This is a genomic window from Nonomuraea turcica (assembly GCF_030718205.1).
GTDB lineage: Bacteria > Actinomycetota > Actinomycetes > Streptosporangiales > Streptosporangiaceae > Nonomuraea.
The window spans coordinates 1-16,640 of the sequence record NZ_JAUZQF010000010.1; the positions used below are offsets into that span (position 1 = coordinate 1).

The 16,640-nt window shown below is 67.4% G+C and carries 20 protein-coding genes; 7 read left to right on the plus strand and 13 right to left on the minus strand.

The annotated features are described in order from the left end of the window. Nucleotides 1-108: 108 nt before the first annotated feature. The 3 genes from Q9G87_RS25230 to Q9G87_RS25240 form a co-directional block, all read right to left on the minus strand. Nucleotides 109-240, minus strand: a complete 132-nt coding sequence (locus tag Q9G87_RS25230) for a hypothetical protein (protein ID WP_305918936.1) — start codon at nt 238-240, stop codon at nt 109-111. Nucleotides 241-455: 215 nt separating this feature from the next. Continuing rightward, the gene (locus tag Q9G87_RS25235; RefSeq protein ID WP_305918937.1) at nt 456-1,310 is read right to left on the minus strand and encodes an NAD(P)H-binding protein; all 855 of its coding nucleotides are present in this window, start codon (nt 1,308-1,310) and stop codon (nt 456-458) included. Between the two features lie 384 nt (nt 1,311-1,694). Beyond that, entirely contained in the window at nt 1,695-2,081 is a 387-nt protein-coding gene (locus Q9G87_RS25240) for a DoxX family protein (RefSeq protein ID WP_305918938.1), read from the minus strand. A 213-nt stretch (nt 2,082-2,294) separates the two neighbouring features. Here Q9G87_RS25240 and Q9G87_RS25245 point away from each other — a divergent pair, with 213 nt between their 5' ends. The 5 genes from Q9G87_RS25245 to Q9G87_RS25265 all read left to right on the plus strand — a co-directional run bounded on the left by Q9G87_RS25245 (nt 2,295) and on the right by Q9G87_RS25265 (nt 5,931). Beyond that, a complete protein-coding gene (locus tag Q9G87_RS25245) occupies nt 2,295-3,041 on the plus strand; it encodes a cupin domain-containing protein (protein ID WP_305918939.1) in 747 nt (248 codons plus the stop codon). Then, nucleotides 3,038-3,580 (plus strand): cupin domain-containing protein, encoded by a 543-nt coding sequence (locus Q9G87_RS25250; RefSeq protein ID WP_305918940.1) that lies wholly within the window; start codon nt 3,038-3,040, stop codon nt 3,578-3,580. The genes Q9G87_RS25245 and Q9G87_RS25250 overlap by 4 nt, the downstream gene beginning before the upstream one ends. Nucleotides 3,581-3,597: 17 nt before the next feature. Further along, nucleotides 3,598-3,795, plus strand: a complete 198-nt coding sequence (locus Q9G87_RS25255; protein ID WP_305918941.1) for a ferredoxin — start codon at nt 3,598-3,600, stop codon at nt 3,793-3,795. Nucleotides 3,796-3,805: 10 nt separating this feature from the next. After that, a complete protein-coding gene (locus Q9G87_RS25260; protein ID WP_305918942.1) occupies nt 3,806-5,005 on the plus strand; it encodes an NAD(P)/FAD-dependent oxidoreductase in 1,200 nt (399 codons plus the stop codon). A 254-nt stretch (nt 5,006-5,259) separates the two neighbouring features. Continuing rightward, nucleotides 5,260-5,931 carry a hypothetical protein gene (locus tag Q9G87_RS25265; protein WP_305918943.1) on the plus strand — a complete coding sequence of 224 codons (672 nt, stop codon included), beginning with the start codon at nt 5,260-5,262 and terminating at the stop codon, nt 5,929-5,931. Between the two features lie 454 nt (nt 5,932-6,385). On the opposite strand, the gene Q9G87_RS25270 is transcribed toward Q9G87_RS25265, so the two are convergent. The 10 genes from Q9G87_RS25270 to Q9G87_RS25315 form a co-directional block, all read right to left on the minus strand. Further along, complete coding sequence (locus tag Q9G87_RS25270; protein ID WP_305918944.1) at nt 6,386-7,492, minus strand: hypothetical protein; 1,107 nt, start codon at nt 7,490-7,492, stop codon at nt 6,386-6,388. Next, the gene (locus Q9G87_RS25275; protein WP_305918945.1) at nt 7,489-8,007 is read right to left on the minus strand and encodes a SigE family RNA polymerase sigma factor; all 519 of its coding nucleotides are present in this window, start codon (nt 8,005-8,007) and stop codon (nt 7,489-7,491) included. The genes Q9G87_RS25270 and Q9G87_RS25275 overlap by 4 nt, the downstream gene beginning before the upstream one ends. A 257-nt stretch (nt 8,008-8,264) precedes the next feature. Next, a complete protein-coding gene (locus tag Q9G87_RS25280; RefSeq protein WP_305918946.1) occupies nt 8,265-8,459 on the minus strand; it encodes a hypothetical protein in 195 nt (64 codons plus the stop codon). A gap of 497 nt (nt 8,460-8,956) precedes the next feature. Continuing rightward, nucleotides 8,957-9,214 (minus strand): hypothetical protein, encoded by a 258-nt coding sequence (locus tag Q9G87_RS25285; RefSeq protein WP_305918947.1) that lies wholly within the window; start codon nt 9,212-9,214, stop codon nt 8,957-8,959. 43 nt (nt 9,215-9,257) lie between these two features. Beyond that, entirely contained in the window at nt 9,258-9,788 is a 531-nt protein-coding gene (locus Q9G87_RS25290) for a hypothetical protein (protein ID WP_305918948.1), read from the minus strand. 29 nt (nt 9,789-9,817) lie between these two features. Continuing rightward, entirely contained in the window at nt 9,818-10,537 is a 720-nt protein-coding gene (locus Q9G87_RS25295; protein WP_305918949.1) for a DUF6262 family protein, read from the minus strand. Next, a complete protein-coding gene (locus Q9G87_RS25300; RefSeq protein ID WP_305919310.1) occupies nt 10,534-12,369 on the minus strand; it encodes a tyrosine-type recombinase/integrase in 1,836 nt (611 codons plus the stop codon). The genes Q9G87_RS25295 and Q9G87_RS25300 overlap by 4 nt, the downstream gene beginning before the upstream one ends. 315 nt (nt 12,370-12,684) lie before the next feature. Then, nucleotides 12,685-13,095, minus strand: coding sequence for a hypothetical protein (locus tag Q9G87_RS25305; RefSeq protein ID WP_305918950.1), 411 nt, complete (start codon nt 13,093-13,095; stop codon nt 12,685-12,687). Continuing rightward, entirely contained in the window at nt 13,092-13,385 is a 294-nt protein-coding gene (locus tag Q9G87_RS60780; protein WP_371825819.1) for a tyrosine-type recombinase/integrase, read from the minus strand. The genes Q9G87_RS25305 and Q9G87_RS60780 overlap by 4 nt, the downstream gene beginning before the upstream one ends. Before the next feature lie 136 nt (nt 13,386-13,521). Then, nucleotides 13,522-14,268 carry a site-specific integrase gene (locus Q9G87_RS25315; RefSeq protein ID WP_305918952.1) on the minus strand — a complete coding sequence of 249 codons (747 nt, stop codon included), beginning with the start codon at nt 14,266-14,268 and terminating at the stop codon, nt 13,522-13,524. 341 nt (nt 14,269-14,609) lie between these two features. On the opposite strand from Q9G87_RS25315, the gene Q9G87_RS25320 reads away from it, so the two are divergent. Next, nucleotides 14,610-15,047: a group II intron maturase-specific domain-containing protein gene (locus Q9G87_RS25320; RefSeq protein ID WP_305918953.1), complete on the plus strand. Its 438-nt coding sequence runs from the start codon at nt 14,610-14,612 to the stop codon at nt 15,045-15,047. 408 nt (nt 15,048-15,455) lie between these two features. Then, on the plus strand, nt 15,456-16,289 hold the full coding sequence (locus Q9G87_RS25325) for an SAM-dependent methyltransferase (RefSeq protein WP_305918954.1): 834 nt from the start codon (nt 15,456-15,458) through the stop codon (nt 16,287-16,289). Nucleotides 16,290-16,640: the final 351 nt, after the last annotated feature.

Genomic DNA, 16,640 nt, shown 5'->3' on the forward strand with positions numbered 1-16,640 from the left:
CAGGCCCCTGGTGGTGATGGTTGATCTTGGTCGACAACCCTTCTACCAGGGGCTATCTGCGTTGCGGATCAAGGATGATGATCTGCAACGGACCCGTGACCTGCAGCGTCACGGTGGAATGGGCTCACTGTTGATGATGAACCGTGGTGAGCCACCGCCCGGCCGCCACACCAGGATCGCGACAAGAAGCTGGATCGCCCCGGTGAATACGACCACCAGGGCCGTGAGGTCGTGCAGCATTCGGCCGCCGGGTGAGGCCAGCAGCAATCCGGCCGCAGTCAACAGGTCAACAGGTCAAGCACCTGCAGGGTCACCGTAATCCGCATCGTCGGAAAGAACCGCGGCACGGCCTTCCGGGCGGAAGCGGTGTGTCGCGTGTTGAGCGTGGCCTCAGTTGTCATGACGAGATCTCCTCAGTCGTTGGATGCGCGACCCTGCGCACCCAGTGGTTTCGGTTAATTCCCGAAGGCGTCGGCGTGCTCGGCCACCCACTCGGCCCAGGAGAGCGCGGGACGGCCGAGGATCTTCTCCACCTCGCCGGTGACGAGTGCCGGTTGCCCGGCGCCTCGTGCATACCTGGCCAGCAGTGCCTCCACGAACCGTTCGGCCAGGCCCTGCCCGATCATGACCTGCCTGACCACCTCCGGCGGGATCTCCTGGAAGCGCAGCGGCCTGCCGAGCACCTCCCCGACGGTCGCGATCAGCTCCGTGTGGGTCAGGGACTGAGGGCCGGTCAAATCCAGCTTCCGGCCCAGGAGACTGTCGGAAAGCAGCGCGCGGACGGCGACCGCAGCCAGATCCCGTTCGTGAATCGGCGCCTCGGAGAAGGTCGCGTAGGGCCCGCGGACGACGTCACCTGCGCGGATCTGACCGCCCCATGCCAGGAGGGTGTTGACGGCGAAGGCGCTGGATCGCAGGCTCACCCAGTCCAGGCCGCTCGCCACGGCGGCGGCCTCGACCTCCTTGTTTCTGTCCCCGTTGAACCGGGACGGCTGATTGTCGAGGTCGTCCTCGACGTTGATCGCGGACAGCACCGCCACCCGCTGCACTCCGCGTTCCTTGGCGAGCGCCAGCAGTTCGGGAGCGGCGAGCCCCACGGCACGCGGGTGCAGGAACAGGCCTGCGACGCCTTGCAGGGCAGATGCGAGCGTCTCGGGCCGCGCCGGCTCACCCTCGACGACCTCCACCCCGTCGGGCAGACCGGCCGCTTGCGGGTTGCGGGTGATGGCGCGGACCTTGACCCCCTCGCTGACGAGCAGGCTGGTCAAAGGGCGTCCGATGGTGCCGGTCGCTCCGGTCATGAGGATCATTTGATCTTCCTTTCCATGGATTCGGTAGAGTTTGTCGGATTTGGGGACGGCGTAGCCGACTGTCCCTGGTCACCGTCCGGGGTCAGGGCGAGGACCAAGACGGCGAAGAGCGTGTGCGCCGCGAGCAGGACCACTGACGTTCGCCTTTGACCTGCTGGTATTGGATGTCCAGGGCCTCGAACGGGCCAGTGGCGCGGACCACGAGCAGCCTCGCGACGTTATCCCGGCCGTGAATGGGCTTCGGGCCCAGTGCCAGCGCTTGCCACTTCCATCGGTCCACAGGGTGACCTCAGGCGCCAGGACTCGCCAGTGGGGTGTCGGGGTTGCCGTTAACGTGGCGGCGATGCTGCGGAGTCAGCATCCAGATTCTGCGGCCGGAGGTCGTCAACTTCTGACGTCCAGTACAAGCGTGGGGTCCAAGGTCAGAGTGGCCACTGCCAGTCCGAGGAACACGATCGCCAGGAAGAACTGGGGTGCGAAGTCGTAGACGCGCAGGTGGGTGTAGAGGGCGCAGACGAAATAGAGGACGAGGCCGGCCGCGGCAGCCGTACCGATCAAGGGTACGCCGAGGAGGCCGAGCGCCAGCCCGAGCGCGCCTGCGGCCTTGAGCGCCCCAATCGGAAAGACCAGCCAGTTTTCCGGCACTCCGGCCCTTTCAAGCGCGGGACCGAGTGTCCGCATGATCGGCTTGAGACGGGTCATGGCGGCGAAGCCAGAGAAGGTGTTGAAGGCGATCGTCACCAGAGCGGTCACGACATAGGCGGTAGACACGAGAACTCCAAGGAATCGTCTGGTTACGGCGTGACTCGCCGGCACCTGGTCAGCCTCCTGAGAGGACCTTCGCGTCGGGAGTGTGACATCACCGCAAGCCACGTGTGATGTACGTCATTCCGATGTCACACTCCGAGCCTGTGAACACTCCCAGATCCCGAATCCGTGCTCGACGGATTCAGTACGTCAGATGGATATTGGGAGGCATCGTCGATGACCGTCGTTGAGCACACCGCGCCCGACAGCGCAGGTGTCATTCCACTTCCGGCCAGAGGCAAAGAGGTTCTCAAGGTCAATGTGTTCGAGCGGGGAATGTCGCTGAACACCCAGCTCGCGCCGATGTTCCCTTACACCGGACCGGGTGACCTCGTTCCGTGCGGGTGCCTGCTGCGCGGCCGTCCCGGGGAGGAATACGGGCAGTTCTGGCACGAGAACTCCCAGGAAGAGGTTGCCTATGCATTCGGATCGAACCTGGCCATGCTGCCCACAGGGTCCTTGGTGGTCACCCCCAAGATCCATGGGGTCAACTCCTTTCTCGAGGAGCGGCACAACCCCGACGCGTTCCTGTTCCTGGTCATCGTCCAGCGGCAGAGCGACGCCGACGCCAACCCTGAAGATCAGTACGAGGCGATCCATCTGCGCTGCGAGGAGTGCCACGAACTGCTGCTCAGGCACGTCTTCAGCGCCGACCCCACCAGGCCACAGGATGACGGCAGTGACAAGGACGATCGGTACCCCTCCTTCGCCACGGTTCACGGCGCCGTAGCGGCCACTGAGAAGTTCAACAACGACGAGGAGCTCCGCACCTGCGGCACGTGCGGTCACCTCAATGCCCCATTCCCGGCCGCGACCTGGGGTTGGCAGCACTACCTCACCCAGAGCCGGCTGGTCAACGTCGCCCGCTCGACGGCGCTCGCGACGGCCGGGGACAAGCTCTCACCTGAGGGGATCACCGAATGATCAAGCGGGCCAGGTTCCAAAATGTGTTCGACCTCGCAGGCGAGATCGGCCCGTGGGACGAAACCCTCGTCGCACCACCTTTCGCCGATCCGCAGGTGTACATGTCACGGGGTTCGAGCCCGCAGCCTTTCTTCCTCATCTGTGAGAAGGACACGCTCCTGATGCAGTGCACCGGCATCGCCGACGTGGAGCTGCGGTATACGAACATGCGTCACACCAGGCTGGAGGTGGGTGACATCCTCTACATCCCGGCTGGGACGCCCTGCCGGATCGAGCCGCAGGAGGAGGCCATCCACCTCCGCTTCAAGGCGATCACCCCGGGGCTCGAGGGCGTGGCCTGGTTCTGCCCATCCTGCGACGCCGAGGTCTGGCGGCATGAGTTCCACGCCGGGGCGTTGCCCGTACAGCAGGGTTACCTCGACGGCTGCCGTGCGTTCAACGCCGAGGTGGGGCGCCGTATCTGCGACTCGTGTCGCACAGTCCACCCGCAGGTGGACATCACTGGATACTCCTGGGCCCGTACGGAACAGCCCGGATGAGATTAATGAGGAACGAGATGAGAATCGAACTCAACCGTGAGCTCTGCGCGGGCTCCGCCACCTGTATCGGGTTCGTGCCCGCCGCATTCAAGATCGGCCAAGACGGCAGAGCCGTACTGCTGATCGAGGACGTTGACGGGATCGATGCCGCGCACGTGGCAGATGCCGTCGCGAACTGCCCGGTCGAGGCCATCAGCCTGATCGACGGCAAATGATACGCACACGGTGAAGCGGATCGTCGTCGTCGGCGCCGGCCTGGCCGGGCTGCGCACCGTCGAGGCCCTGCGCAAGCTGGGCTTCGACGGTGCGGTCACGCTCCTGGGCGCCGAGGAGATAGGCCCCTACGACCGGCCGCCCCTGTCGAAGCAGGTGCTGACCGGGAAGGGGGATCCGGCTGAGACCGCCTACCGGAGCGCCGCCCACTATGCCGACCTGCGGGTGGAGTTGCGGCTCGGCCAACCAGCGACGGCACTGGACCTGACCTCGCGTACGGTCAAGACCGATGGCGGCGAGCTGTCGTTCGACGGGCTGATCGTGGCGACCGGAGCGGCTGCCCGCCTGCTTGCGGTCGAGAGCGGACCGTCACGTATCCACCGGCTGCGGACGCTCGACGACGCGCGAGAGTTGCGAGATGCCCTGCAGGTGAGCCGGCACGTGGTGGTCATCGGGGCCGGGTTCATCGGATCGGAGATCGCCTCCAGCGCCCGCATGCTGGGGCTGGAGGTCACTCTCCTGGAAGCCGCTCCGGTGCCCCTCGCGCGGGTGGTCGGCCCGCAGATCGGTCAGATCTGCGCGGCACTCCATCGGGAGAACGGAACCCGGTTGATCTGCGGTGCCCAGGTCGGCTCCGTGGAGGGCTCCGGCAGGGTCAGGCTCACCGATGGGCGGATCATCGAAGGCGACCTCGTGGTCGCGGGCATCGGGGCGGCGCCGGAGACCGGCTGGCTGGCCAGCAGCGGGCTGACCGTGGCTGACGGGCTCGTCTGCGACCCCTTCCTGAGCGCCGGCCATCCCGCCGTGTACGCCGCCGGCGATGTCGTACGGTGGCGAAATCCGTTGTTCGGCACCAGTATGCGGACGGAACAGTGGACCAACGCGGTGGAGCAGGCCCGTCGCGCCGCCGCGAACCTGCTGGCCGACCCGGGCAAAGGGCAGCCATACGCGGGCGTCAACTATTTCTGGTCCGACCAGTACGGCGTGCGCATCCAAAGCGCCGGCATCGCCGAGGCCGACGAGGTCCGCGTCGTCCACGGGTCACCGGCGGAATTCCGCTTCCTGGCCTACTACCGCAAAGGCGACCGGCTCGTCGGCGCCTTCGCCATGGACCAGCCCGTGCCGCTGGTCCGCAGCAAGTTGCTGATCGAGGCGCGCACGAGCTGGGAGGAGGCGCTTTCACTCGTAAGGGCAGGGGAGATCCTGACCTGATCCACGTCGATTGGATGGGGGAGCACGGTGGCCCTCCTCGCGGTCGCGATCAGCCGGTGGTATGGCGCAGTCGGCCAATGTGGACGGCCTCTCCGAGGGCTGGATCAGCGGCGCGTGCGGGCGGTGCGGCCGAGAACTTCTTTCACATCACCGGCGGCGCCGACTGCATCAGTATCCCCGGCATGCTGGTGTGGTAACGCACCAGCGCCGCCCACCCCTGCTCACTGGTCACGATGTCACCCAACGTGCCTCCGATGAACACGTTCGCCATGTTGTCGAGCGGCGCTGCCGTGCTCGGTACACCCCCGATGGGCTCGTCGTCGAGCACTCTCAGGTGCCTCGACGAGGGGACCGCCTACCGCGCGGTGAAGGTGCCTCCGCCGGGCCGGGTTCAGGCGCCGACCGGGCGCCAGGCCGGTCGGCCGCCGTTGATGTGGACGCGGCCGAAGACTACGTCGGCGAAGTGGACGCCGAATCCGATCGTGTCGGGCTGGGCCAGCTCGGTGACGAGGCTGCGGCGGAGGCTGGTGGACTGTGCGCGGTCGTGGTCGGCGGTGGCCTCCCATAGCGGGTGGGTGATCTGGACTGGAGTGGAAGGCGTCGCCGTAGGCGATCACCCGCTGCCCGCCGGCGCTGATCACGTAGGCGGTGTGTCCTGCGCTGTGGCATGGGGTGAGCATGACGCGGACGCCGGGGAAGATCTCCTCGCCCTCGCGCACGGTGCGCACCTGCGGCTGCATGGCCTGCTCCGGGCGGATCTGGACGTGGGGCGGGCGGATGGCGGGCATGCCGAGCATGGTGGTGCGATGGCGGCGGACGGCGGAGACGGCTCGGTCGATCTCGGCGCGGTCGGCCTGCGACAGCTGCGAGAGATCGCCGGTGATCTTCGCGATCAGTCGCCGGATCCTGGAGATTTCCTCGGCTGAGGGGGTCGCCTCGGTGCGGGCCCAGTCCTCGATGTCGGTGGCGGCTAGGACGCGTTCCCGGTTGCGGAGCAGGCCATCGAGATAGGCCTGCAGATCGGGCAGGTAGGACACATCGGTGCGGAAATGGTCGCAACAGCCGGCGCAGCGGAACCGGTAGGGGCAGGCGTTGCCGCCGCCTTGACGTTGGAGGGTTCGGCGCAGATCCCGAAGGGGACGGCGACTTGCCCGATGGAGCGGCGGACGTGCTCGGAGTCCAGCAGCGCCTGGGCGTCGCGCCAGACGCGGTTGCCGTTCCGGTCGAACTGCATCGCGGTCACGCGGTCCACGGCCTGGCGGCGACGTTTCTCACCGACTATTGGTAACCCCGGCTAACAGAACCTGCGGAATGAGATCGTCGGCTGACATGGTCGCGTTTCCGTCAGGATCATGGCCCTAAGGTCGGGTCGCCCCGCGCTTATTGGCTCGCGAGCCCGGGCAGAACCAGCCGCTGCGCGTTCCCGCCTACCGGGTAGCGGGCCACCTGGTGGGCCTGGCCGGTGTTGACGTTGACTGCGTACGTGCGGACGTCGTCCCGGTTATGGTAGACGATCGCGACCTCGGATCCGCTGGTCCATAGTGCGGTGCCCCTTACAGCGCTGCCACGGCCTGCGGGCAGCCCGCGTATGGACACCTTCCGCAGGGTCCGTCCGGTCTTGGCGTCCAGCACGGTGAGCCTGCGCTTGGTGTGGTCCGGGAACTCGAAGGCGGCCACCGTGTGGCCGTCCGGGGCGATCTCGCTGAACATGATGAACTTCCCGTTGAAGCGCACCGGCCGGCCGCCGCCGGTGACCGGCATCTGCCACAGGTCGGTCTTGACGTAACGGACCAGTTCGGCGACGCCGCCCTTGATGCTGACCACCTCGTACTTGCCGTCCACCGGCCGGCTCTTGCCGGTACGCACGTCGATCAGCAACCCGGGATCCTTGGTCCCCTCGCGCGGATCGAAGATCACGTAGCGGCCGTCGTCGGAGAGCGCCAGCATGGAGGCCAGGCCGAACCGCTCCTCCTTCACGGTGACAGGTGAGGTCACCTGCGTGCCGCCCACCAGATCACGGACCACGTGTGCTTGGGCCTGGCGACTGTAGTAGACGAGCATGCGCCCGTCCCGGCTGATCGCGACGGGCACGTTGTTGTGCTTGGCGGTCGCGACCAGCGCCTGCGGCACCCGGTAAGTCGTGCCGCTCCGGGTGACCACCCGCCACTCGACCGTGCCGCAGTCGATGCGGACTGGGTTGCTCTGGTGCTTGCAGCGCGTCTGGAATGCGTACGCGATTGGCCCCACCGCCCCGTCCGGCAGGTCGGGAACGGTGTCCACCCGCTGCGGCGTGGCCGTGCGGTCGGCTCGCTGCCACGGCAGCGCCACGGCAGTGCTCGCCGCGCCTACCACCGCGACCGTCGCGACGGCGGCCAGCACGGCGGTGGCCCGCCGCCGGCGCCGGTGGCCCGCCATGGCCACGTCGGCCAGGTCAACCAAAGGCGCCTCTGCGGCGATGCCGTCCAGCGCCTCACGCAGCCTCGTCATCGGGCCACCTCCTCGATCTCCGGGTCGTTCAGCAGGTACGCCAGTTCGGGCGCGAGCGCCCGCAGGCGGCTCAGCGCGTGATGGGCCTGGCTCTTGACGGTGCCGAGCGCGCAGCCGAGCGCCTCGGCGGTCTGCGCTTCGGTCAGGTCCTCCCAGAACCGCAGCACGATCACGGCCCGCTGCTTGGGCGTCAGCTTGGCCAGCGCCTTGCGTAACATGATCCGCTGGAGCGCGGCGTCGTCATAGGAGGCGCCACGCTCCGGCAGATCGGCACTCGGCGCCTCCGGCCGCGGCCGACGCTTCCACGAGATGTACTGGTTGACGAGCGCCTTGCGGGTGTACGCCTCGGGATTGCCGCCGCCGGACAGCTTGGACCACTGGCCCGCGACCTTGATCAGGACGCTCTGCAGCAGGTCCTCGGCGAGGTGCGCGTCTCCCGTGAGCAAGTACGCCGTCCGCATCAGCGCCTGTTGGCGGGCGAGCACGAACTCGCGGAAGTCGTCGTGACGATCCAATGTGATCTCCTCTCACCCGTTCCAACGCGACCCACCGGACGAAAGGTTGCACCCTTTTCTCAGGCGTCGCGATACGGGTTTCCCGGCGTCCCAAGACGGGAGTGGCGGCGGGAGTGACAGTCGGCGTGGCGGGTGGAGGAGATCGCGGACGGATGGCAGCGCCTGCGCCTGGCGGCGGAGGGCGGCCCGAGCGCAGGGGCGGGAGGTGACATAAGGGGCCTGCGAATCCTAGAACGGTGGGGTCCGATAGGGTTTGATCATCTCTCGTCGGCATAGATGCCGACGTGGCCGCCTCCGTTGGGACTATCCGCGCCGGTTCCTGCAACGTCTGTTGTGGCGGCGGAAACTCCGGGATACCAGCCCATCTCGGCTGAGGCCGTGCCGGCGAGGAGTCCGATGCCAAGGGCACCCGCAGTGAGGCTTATAGCGGTGATGCGCTTGATCGTGTTCATTAGTGTTGCCCTTCTAGTGCTTTCCCAGATGGCCGTAGACGGCCCGCAGGCCGTGATGACAGACCGCGAGCGAGGCGTCGCCTCGGGCGGTCCTGTCCTAAGATGACCGTGACGGGTCGGAGTGTGACATCCCGCAGCCGATGAGAGACAGATCACATAGCGGCGGCGATGTCGTGCTCCGGGCGCGTGACCGGGCTGCGACTGCGGCGTCCAGCTCCTTCCCGGCCCTGGTGGCCGCGTCGGGTTCGCTGAGGAGACGGTGGCGGTCGATGACCTCACGCTGGAAGATCTCGTCGGGTTCGACCAGCGGCCGTACGGCCCCCAGAGCCGCGAACCCGTCTCGGCTGGCACCCGAGCCCTGGGAGGAGGCTGTGGGTCTTCTATGCCTCTTCTGGGCTCGCGGCGGCTTTCGATGGTTATCTGGGGGTTGTCAAGCGAACTAGCTGGTCACCCCCTTGGAGCCGGTGCGGTTGACTCCGGCCTCGGCGGCGAGATCTTCAGACCAGGAGACCCAGGGTTCCGGGCGTTTCCCACGCCGTCAGATGCCGCTCAGGGTCGGTTTCCTCCTGGGCGCACTGGTTGATCAGTTCGGCGAGGGCTCGCCGGTCCTGCTCGGGGAGGTCCTGCAGGAGTGCGATTACCGGCTGGAGCACCTCCATCGCGGCCTCGGGAGTGATGGCGTCGTCGTCGCTGAGGTCCAGACTGATGACGATCTCGGTGAGGGCTTTGGCGAGGGTGCGTTCGAGCGTGGTCATGGTGGGGCTCCTGCCTGGTCGTTGAGGGGCGGTGGGGCCCTGGTCAGCCTGCGGCCGGTTCGGTGAGCCGGGCTTCCAGATCGGCGATCATCTGGGACAGCAGGCTGGTGTTCTCCTGCCGGACCACCTGCGGGCCGACCTTGTCGATGCCGGCGACCTTCGTGATGCACTCGTCGGCGGCCTTGGCCATCGTTTCGAGGTCCTTGCGGGCGATCGAGCGGGCGTTGTCGGCCTCGAAGGTGGTGGCGCGGTGCATGTCCTTCATCGACGTCATCGCCGCTCGGGCGGCGGACATCGCGTCGCGGGCGCTGAACTCATCGCCGTGTCCGCGGCGCATGTAGCGCGTGACCCAGACCCGGCGCCGAGCCGGGTCGGCCGACGGCATGAACCTTTCCAAGCGGTCGCCCCGGTTGGCCGCGATCACGCGGACGACACCGACGGCCCGCCGCAGCCGGGGACCGTCGTTGATCCCGACGCCGGTGGCGATGTCGGCGTAGCTGACCTCGCGCCCGTGGTTGCTGCGCAGCCAGATCATCACGTCCGCGACGTCGTTCTCGGCCTGCGTCCAGCCCATCGCGTCGCGCCGTGGTGTCCGCCGTGGGCTCACAGCAGCTTGCCGTTCTCGTCCAGGAACTTCGCCAGCGCGGCGTCGTCCAGGGCCGAGCCGGTCGCCAGGTCCCGGACGGCGCTGATGGCCGCCTCGGCGCCGTCGCAGAGCTCGGCGATGGCCTCGGCGCGATCGGGGGTGAAGCGGATCTGCTGCTTGTGCAGCAGCGACAGCGCCCGCGAGGCGGCCATGCGGATCTCGGCCATGGCGTTGAAGACGTCCATGGATGCATCGGCCTCGGATCCGTCACGGGCCGCTCGGGCTTGGGCCGCGAGCGACTCCCGCTCACGGCGCAGCTCCCGGGTGCCGGCCGTCTCCAGCGCCGCCCCCAACCCTCGCTGGACGGCGGCCTTGAGCGTGTCCCGCTCGGCGCGCAGCTCCTTGATCTGCGCCCGGGCCAGCTCCAGATCGCATGCCAGGGACGCGGCCGAGGCACTGCCGCCAGCCACGGCGGTGCGCCGCGCCGCCTTGGCCTGCCCGGCGATCGCGCGCTCGACGTGCTCGCGGACCCCCTCGGTATAGACCAGCGTGTGCGACACCCCGGCCGCCCGGGCGACGCCCCGGAAGGTGATCGGCTCCCCACTGGCCTTCAACTCCTCCAGCACGGCCATCACCCTGCCGCGTTTGACCTGGCTGTCGGTGCGCCGCAAGGCCCGCAGCGCCTCGCCCGGACTGCGGCCTGTGGTGTGCCCAGAGGCGGGCAGGGGCCCGCTCACGCGCTCTCCTGCCTGGGCCGGCCCGGAAAGCGGGGCATGCCCAGATCGGTGACCCCGCCCTCGGTGGCAGCGCGCGCATGCTTGGCCCGGACGATGCGCAGCACCTCGGTGGCCTCCAGCAGTTCGGCCCGCTCATCGGCGGGCAGCGCCTCCAGCTTGGCTCGGGCAATGCCGGCGATCTTCTCCATCGCCTCGATGTTGGCGTCGAAGTTTCGGATCACGAACTCGTCGACCTCCCAGGCGATCGCCGTGTCCCGGTCGGCCCGCATCGCCGCGATCTGCTCGTCCACGGCCGGCAGGTGCGAGGGGTCAGGGGTGAAGAACTTGCAGGCGGCGCACTGAAAGCGGATCACGCAGGCCTTCCCCCCGGCTCTGACGTTGCTCGGCTCCTCGCAAAGGCCGAAGGGCACCGCCACCGACCGCGCCTCGTAGGCGAGGCCGGAGCAGGCCGGCCGGGCCCGGCCGGTGCGATCGAAGCTGTGGCGGCTGACCATCTGAACCGCCTCCCGCTTTCGTTTGAGGGGGACCGTAAAGTACCGGGCCGTGGTCTGCATAGATCGGTGATCCATAAGCTCCCGCAGCACGTCGATCGGCACTCCCGCATCAGCGTGCCGCTGGCAATAAGTGTGCCGGAATGCGTAGGGGAAGATCAGCGAGCGGTCGAACGGCAGCCGCCGCCCGTCCGGGCCGAACTCCTCGGCCAGCAGTTGCGGCACCGCATCGGCGAAGGCCCGGATGATCGGCGAGATATGGTCGGATTCCAGGTGCCGCACCTGCCCGAACTCCCCGGCCGGCGGGAACAGGAACCCTTCAGAGCCGGTCGGCAGGTCGATCGTGGCGCGGACGGCCTGCCAGCTGTGGACCGTAGTCACCGTCTCGGCCGGGATCGGCAGCCGGCGCCCATTGCGCAGGCCCTTGCCGTTGTCCCAGCGCAACAGCCAACCCTCCCCGTCCTTCTCCAGGCAATCGGCCTCCAGCTGCGCGATCTCATAAGGGCGGCGACCGGTATCACGCAGCAGCTCATAGATCGCCACCGACATGGCGTGGACCTGCTCCTTCGACAGCCGCCCGTGGCTGACACCGTCGCCCAGCAACGCGATGTGGTCGTTCAACTGGGCGATCACGGAATCTGGGATGGCCTTGCCGATCTCGTCCTCGTTCGGCTCGGGCTGCTTGATGACGTGACTGGGGTGCCGGACGAAGGTCGCCGACATGCCGTTCAGGCGTTCGGTGAGCCGGCCCCATTCCAGCACCTTGAACCACATCGTCAGCAGGTTGGACTTGTGCTTGAAGCCCATGTCCTGCCCGTCGGCTTTGACCAGGTGCTCAAAGCCCGCGACGACCGCAGTCATGTCGGCGAACCCCAACGCCGCAACGTCCAGCCCACCGCCGGGACGGGCATCCAGCGCCTGGGCCGCCGTCTGCATCGCCTTGTGTGCCCGGCGGACCTCGGTGGTCGTCGGCTTGGTCTCGGAGATCCAGGCCACCAGGATCTCCCGCAGCCAGCCCTGCCGGATCATCGAGATATCCAGATCACCGGGCCGGGCGGTGGGCTTGCCTCGCTTGCCCCTAGCTCCGAGATCGGCCAAATCCAGCGTCGGCCGACTCGCCGGATCCACCCTGCGGAACCGGTCGAACGCCGCCCCCACCACCCGGAACATCTCGCGCAGCAGCGCATCGACGTTCGCCGTCGCCCGCCGCGGCAACGCCCCCAGCGAGAACGCCGCGATCGAGGAGACCTGCTGCTTGGCCAGCACCTCGACCGACTGACGGACCGCTGTCGGGTCCAGCCGCCGCCCCCGATTATCGCGCGTAGCCAGCGCGAACAGCACCTCCAAGCGGACCAGCGGCTCCAGCGGAGCCAGCGAGAACTGGTTGACGATCAGGAACGGGGCCTGACGGTCCAGCCAGGCTGCGTCCACCTCCTCCAAGCCGTCGGCCTTCAGCCGCCGGGCATGCAGGTCACAGATCCCCGAGCCCGGCCGCCCATCCCGCGGGCAGCCCCCGACCAGACAGGCCGGCAGCGGATTGTAGGCGGCCGGGGCGGCAGCCCACGCCTGCAGATCATCAGCGCCGGGACGTTTGCGCTGCATGTCCTTGTGCCGCAGCGAACCATGCGCGGCGCACAACCCCCACACCGCTCCGTGTCAACGGCCATTTGGTTCTCCCCGTGGGCAGCCCACCACGATGCAGGGCCTGGCCCGGCCGTCGATCACCCGGTTGCGATCCGGGACAAAGCCCTCCCGGAAGTCCTCGATCGCCAGCCCTGACTTGCGGAACGCCTTCTCACACAGATCACACATGACCTGGGTGCGCGAGATCCGGTCGCAGGCTGCCACCGTGCAGCGGTAGGCCACCGTGCACCGGTTGTCGACATCGCCGGTGAACAGCCTCGTGTCCGCATCCCACTCCCCGGGCCGCCAGGGCGACGGGGTGTTCACCGCCAGCCACTCGGCCCAGGCCGCAGCCTCCGCCGGCGCCCCCGCAGCCGCCTCGCCCTCCTCGGCCGGGCTGCGCAAAGCGATCACATTGTCGATGACGCTGTCCGGCCCGCTCACGACCGCGCCTGCCTTCTCGCGGCGGCCACCATCTCCACGGCCTCGCGCTTGTCGGAGTCGGTGACGTGGGAATACACATCCTGCGACGAAGCCGAGACATGGCCGACGATCTCTTGGACCACCCGGCGGTCCACCCCGGCCCGCCGCATCTTCGTGATGGCACTGTGCCTTAGCATGTGCGGCCGGGCGCGGAATCCGGCGCGGGCGGCCAGGCGGCAGAACAGCTCGTAGGCGTTGTCGTACTTCATCGGCTCGCCCAGCGGAGGGTGGAACAGGTTGACGAACACCATGTCAGCCCCATGCCGACACCGGTGGCCTCGGCGACCGCGTCCCGCTCGTACTGGTAGTGCGAATACGCCTCGATCGTGTCGCGCTCCACCGGGATCGCCCGCGGCTGCCGCGCATTGGCGAACGCGCCGTTGGCGTTCAGGCGCCGCCGGACGTGGACGTGCGGCCCCTCGTGCCGGCAGCCCAGCACCCGAGAGTCCGGCAGCAGGTGCATGTCCTCGCGGCGGAGCCCAGCGCTTCACCTATTCTCATGCCGGTCTCGGCAAGAAGCTGGATGAGGAAGGCGTCGCGGGCGTGCCGGGTCAGGCTGAGCAGCACGGCGATCTCCTCATCCGACAGCCACTCATAGCGCGGGACCGCGACCCGGAACTTGATCGTGCGGGCCATCACCGTCCGGTTCTGGCCGTCCTCGCCCGCGTCGAACCCCGCCGGCAGATAGCGCAGATACTTCGGCCGGGACAGCGCGTTGACCAAGGTCGGCGGCACCCACCCCTGCAGGCAGCACCATGACAAAAACTCCACGACCGTCCCCATGATCGCGTTCGCGGTGCCCTCGCTGCGATATCGCGCCTTCGCCCCCGGTCTGCGTGACCGCGCCGGCATTGACTCGTCGACCAGCCACCGCATCATCACCATCAGCTGCGCCAGGCTCGGGCGCGACCAGTCCACGCCGCAGCCCAGGCAGTACGACAAGTACAAGGCGATCCGGCCCGCGTAGGTCTTCTCGGTGTTGAACGCCCGGCCCGCCGCGCGCAGCCCCGCCAGGTACGCGCACGCCTCGACGTGCAGCCCAAGATCCTCATCGAAGACCACCACCCACGACACCGACCCGTCGGCGGCCACCGCCCGCTCAGGCCGGTAGAACCGAGGCAGTGAACCTGACATGCCTGACATGCCGGAAGACCCCCGAAGTCACTCGTGAGGCAAGACGCGATCACGTTACATGCCACACATGTCTGACTACAAAGAGTCACCCAAGATAACCTCACGTCCCCTGACGTGACCTACTTGCCTGACAACCCCAGATAATCCGTCAGGCAAGTTCCCAGAAGGCCACTTGCCTTACTTGCCTGCCAGCCCAGACGGACCCCAGATAACAGGAGCAAGCGTCGGCGGCATGACCTGCCCAACTGTCGCCTGGTCCGATTCGCAGACGATTGGTGCCTGCTGGTGCACGGCACCAAGGCCGACGCGGAAAGCCTCCGCGATGAGGGGTCCTGGCCCCGATGGGCCTGCGCCTATCGCCGGACAAGACCCTGATCACCCACATCGACGAGGGCCTCGTCTTCCTCGGCTGGCACATCCAACGTCGCCGCAAACGAGGCACCAACCGGTACTACGTCTACACCTATCCCTCACGCAAGGCCCTCAAGGCGGTGATGGCCAAGGTGAAGGCGCTGTGCCGGACAACAGGGACTCACCTGCCGTTGGACACTCTGCTGCTTCGGCTCAACCCGATGCTGCGAGGCTGGTGCAACTTTTTCCGGCCTGGAGTGTCCAGCGCGACCTTCCAGTACCTCAGTTCGTATGTGTGGAAGCGCGTCATCAAGTGGATACGACGCAAACATCGTCGGACCTCATGGAAGGAACTGCGACGTCGCTACGGCGGCGGTCAGTGGTGGCTGGCCAGCCAGAACAGGCAACTGTTCGACCCGGGAAGGTGAGCACCACGCGCTACCGATACCGGGGCGTAGCTGGCATACCCTGCCCCTGGCAGACCACTGGGTGAGCACGATCAACAACGTGGGCGCCACGACGGGACTTGTGGAGCGCCCGGTGCCGTGAAATGGCACGCCGGGTGCGGGAAGCGGCTCGGAGAAACGGGCCGGTTGAAAGACCGGCACCGCGCTCCGGGCCGACTTCACCACCAAATATTCTACCATATCACCGCAAACTGGCGGGGGCGGCCGTTTAGACGACACGGATGGCCGGCGTAGATCTGGTCGCGCCCACAGAGCGATCGCCGTGGCGTCAGTTGGACGAGGGCTTTCATCCAGTCGCGCACCGCAGCCCGAGGGCCGACGACTGTGCTGACAAAGGCATCAAGACGCGAAGATGTATGGATTAGGTCGATGATCGTCCACATCGACCCGACCACGACAGCGATAAGGATGTTCAGTATGCCAGCTTTGGATGATCTTCTCCGGCCAGAGGTTTACCCGCGGTCCTCCATCTACGATCCGGCGTGGCTGGTGAGCCTGAACATGGGCCCGAACCCGCTGTGGCTGTTGGAGGACCTGTCGCGGGATCTCGATCTGAGGCCAGGCATGCGGGTGCTCGACCTGGGCTCAGGCAAGGGAGCCACCTCGGTGTTCCTGGCCCGGGAATTCGGCGTGCAGGTCGTGGCCGCCGACCTGTGGATCGCCACCGATGTCGCCGAGGAGGTCTTCGCGGCGGCCGGAGTGGCCGATGAGGTGTCAGCGGTCAACGCCGAGGCCCACGCCCTGCCGTTCGAACCAGAATCCTTCGACGCAGTCGTCAGCATCGACTCCTACGAGTATTTCGGCACAGCTGACAGCTATCTAGCCTACATTACGCGATTCCTCAAGCCTGACGGCCAACTGGGCATCGCGACTCCCGCAATGACTGCCGAGGTCCGCAACCTGGGTGCCATCCCGCCCCATGTCAAGGCTCTGGTCGGGTGGGAGGCCATCGCCTGGCACACCGCAGAGTGGTGGCGCTTCCACTGGGACATCACCGAGCTGGTCACTGTGACCTCGGCGCGGCTGCAGGAGGACGGCTGGCACGACTGGCTGCTATGGACCCGCGCGTGCCTCGACGCCGGCTCCAGCGACCGAGCATCCCTCGAACAGACCATAGCCATGCTCGAAGCCGATGAGGGTGAATTCCTGTCGTTCGCGCTGGTGACAGCGCGCAAGAACAAATCCGTTTCAATGCGCGACTAGCGCCTGCCCGCCGAGCGTGCCTCCGACGACGATGGGAATGTCCTGCAGCGAAGCCTTCGACCTGCCCAGGCCGGGAGGCGCTGCTTCGCGCCTCCGCACACACGGGCCGCACCGCCCTGACCCCATCTGTCCGACCGTGACCATTGACGGTGCTCGTGACGATGAGGTCGGGGCTGTATGGACCGTTTCCCAGCAGCAGCTCGTCAGACACACAGCAGCCCAGATTGTGAACCTTGTGCCCGCAGTTCCTCAACAAACATCAGGTTCACCGGCGGCGACGAGCCGGCCCGTCTGGGTTCGTCGACCAGTTGACGGGATCGCCCCCTGTGGTCCTGGGCAGCGCCCACCTCG

What these genes read in the sequence shown, in the direction of transcription:
- Q9G87_RS25250 (WP_305918940.1), top strand. Translation starts at nt 3,038, where the DNA reads ATGATCAAGCGGGCCAGGTTCCAAAATGTGTTCGACCTCGCAGGCGAG.
- Q9G87_RS25325 (WP_305918954.1), top strand. Translation starts at nt 15,456, where the DNA reads ATGATCGTCCACATCGACCCGACCACGACAGCGATAAGGATGTTCAGT.
- Q9G87_RS25280 (WP_305918946.1), bottom strand. Translation starts at nt 8,459, where the DNA reads ATGAACACGATCAAGCGCATCACCGCTATAAGCCTCACTGCGGGTGCC.
- Q9G87_RS25255 (WP_305918941.1), top strand. Translation starts at nt 3,598, where the DNA reads ATGAGAATCGAACTCAACCGTGAGCTCTGCGCGGGCTCCGCCACCTGT.
- Q9G87_RS25245 (WP_305918939.1), top strand. Translation starts at nt 2,295, where the DNA reads ATGACCGTCGTTGAGCACACCGCGCCCGACAGCGCAGGTGTCATTCCA.
- Q9G87_RS25230 (WP_305918936.1), bottom strand. Translation starts at nt 240, where the DNA reads ATGCTGCACGACCTCACGGCCCTGGTGGTCGTATTCACCGGGGCGATC.
- Q9G87_RS25235 (WP_305918937.1), bottom strand. Translation starts at nt 1,310, where the DNA reads ATGATCCTCATGACCGGAGCGACCGGCACCATCGGACGCCCTTTGACC.
- Q9G87_RS25290 (WP_305918948.1), bottom strand. Translation starts at nt 9,788, where the DNA reads ATGGGCTGGACGCAGGCCGAGAACGACGTCGCGGACGTGATGATCTGG.
- Q9G87_RS25285 (WP_305918947.1), bottom strand. Translation starts at nt 9,214, where the DNA reads ATGACCACGCTCGAACGCACCCTCGCCAAAGCCCTCACCGAGATCGTC.
- Q9G87_RS60780 (WP_371825819.1), bottom strand. Translation starts at nt 13,385, where the DNA reads ATGGTGTTCGTCAACCTGTTCCACCCTCCGCTGGGCGAGCCGATGAAG.
- Q9G87_RS25315 (WP_305918952.1), bottom strand. Translation starts at nt 14,268, where the DNA reads ATGTCAGGTTCACTGCCTCGGTTCTACCGGCCTGAGCGGGCGGTGGCC.
- Q9G87_RS25320 (WP_305918953.1), top strand. Translation starts at nt 14,610, where the DNA reads ATGGGCCTGCGCCTATCGCCGGACAAGACCCTGATCACCCACATCGAC.
- Q9G87_RS25265 (WP_305918943.1), top strand. Translation starts at nt 5,260, where the DNA reads ATGAACACGTTCGCCATGTTGTCGAGCGGCGCTGCCGTGCTCGGTACA.
- Q9G87_RS25270 (WP_305918944.1), bottom strand. Translation starts at nt 7,492, where the DNA reads ATGACGAGGCTGCGTGAGGCGCTGGACGGCATCGCCGCAGAGGCGCCT.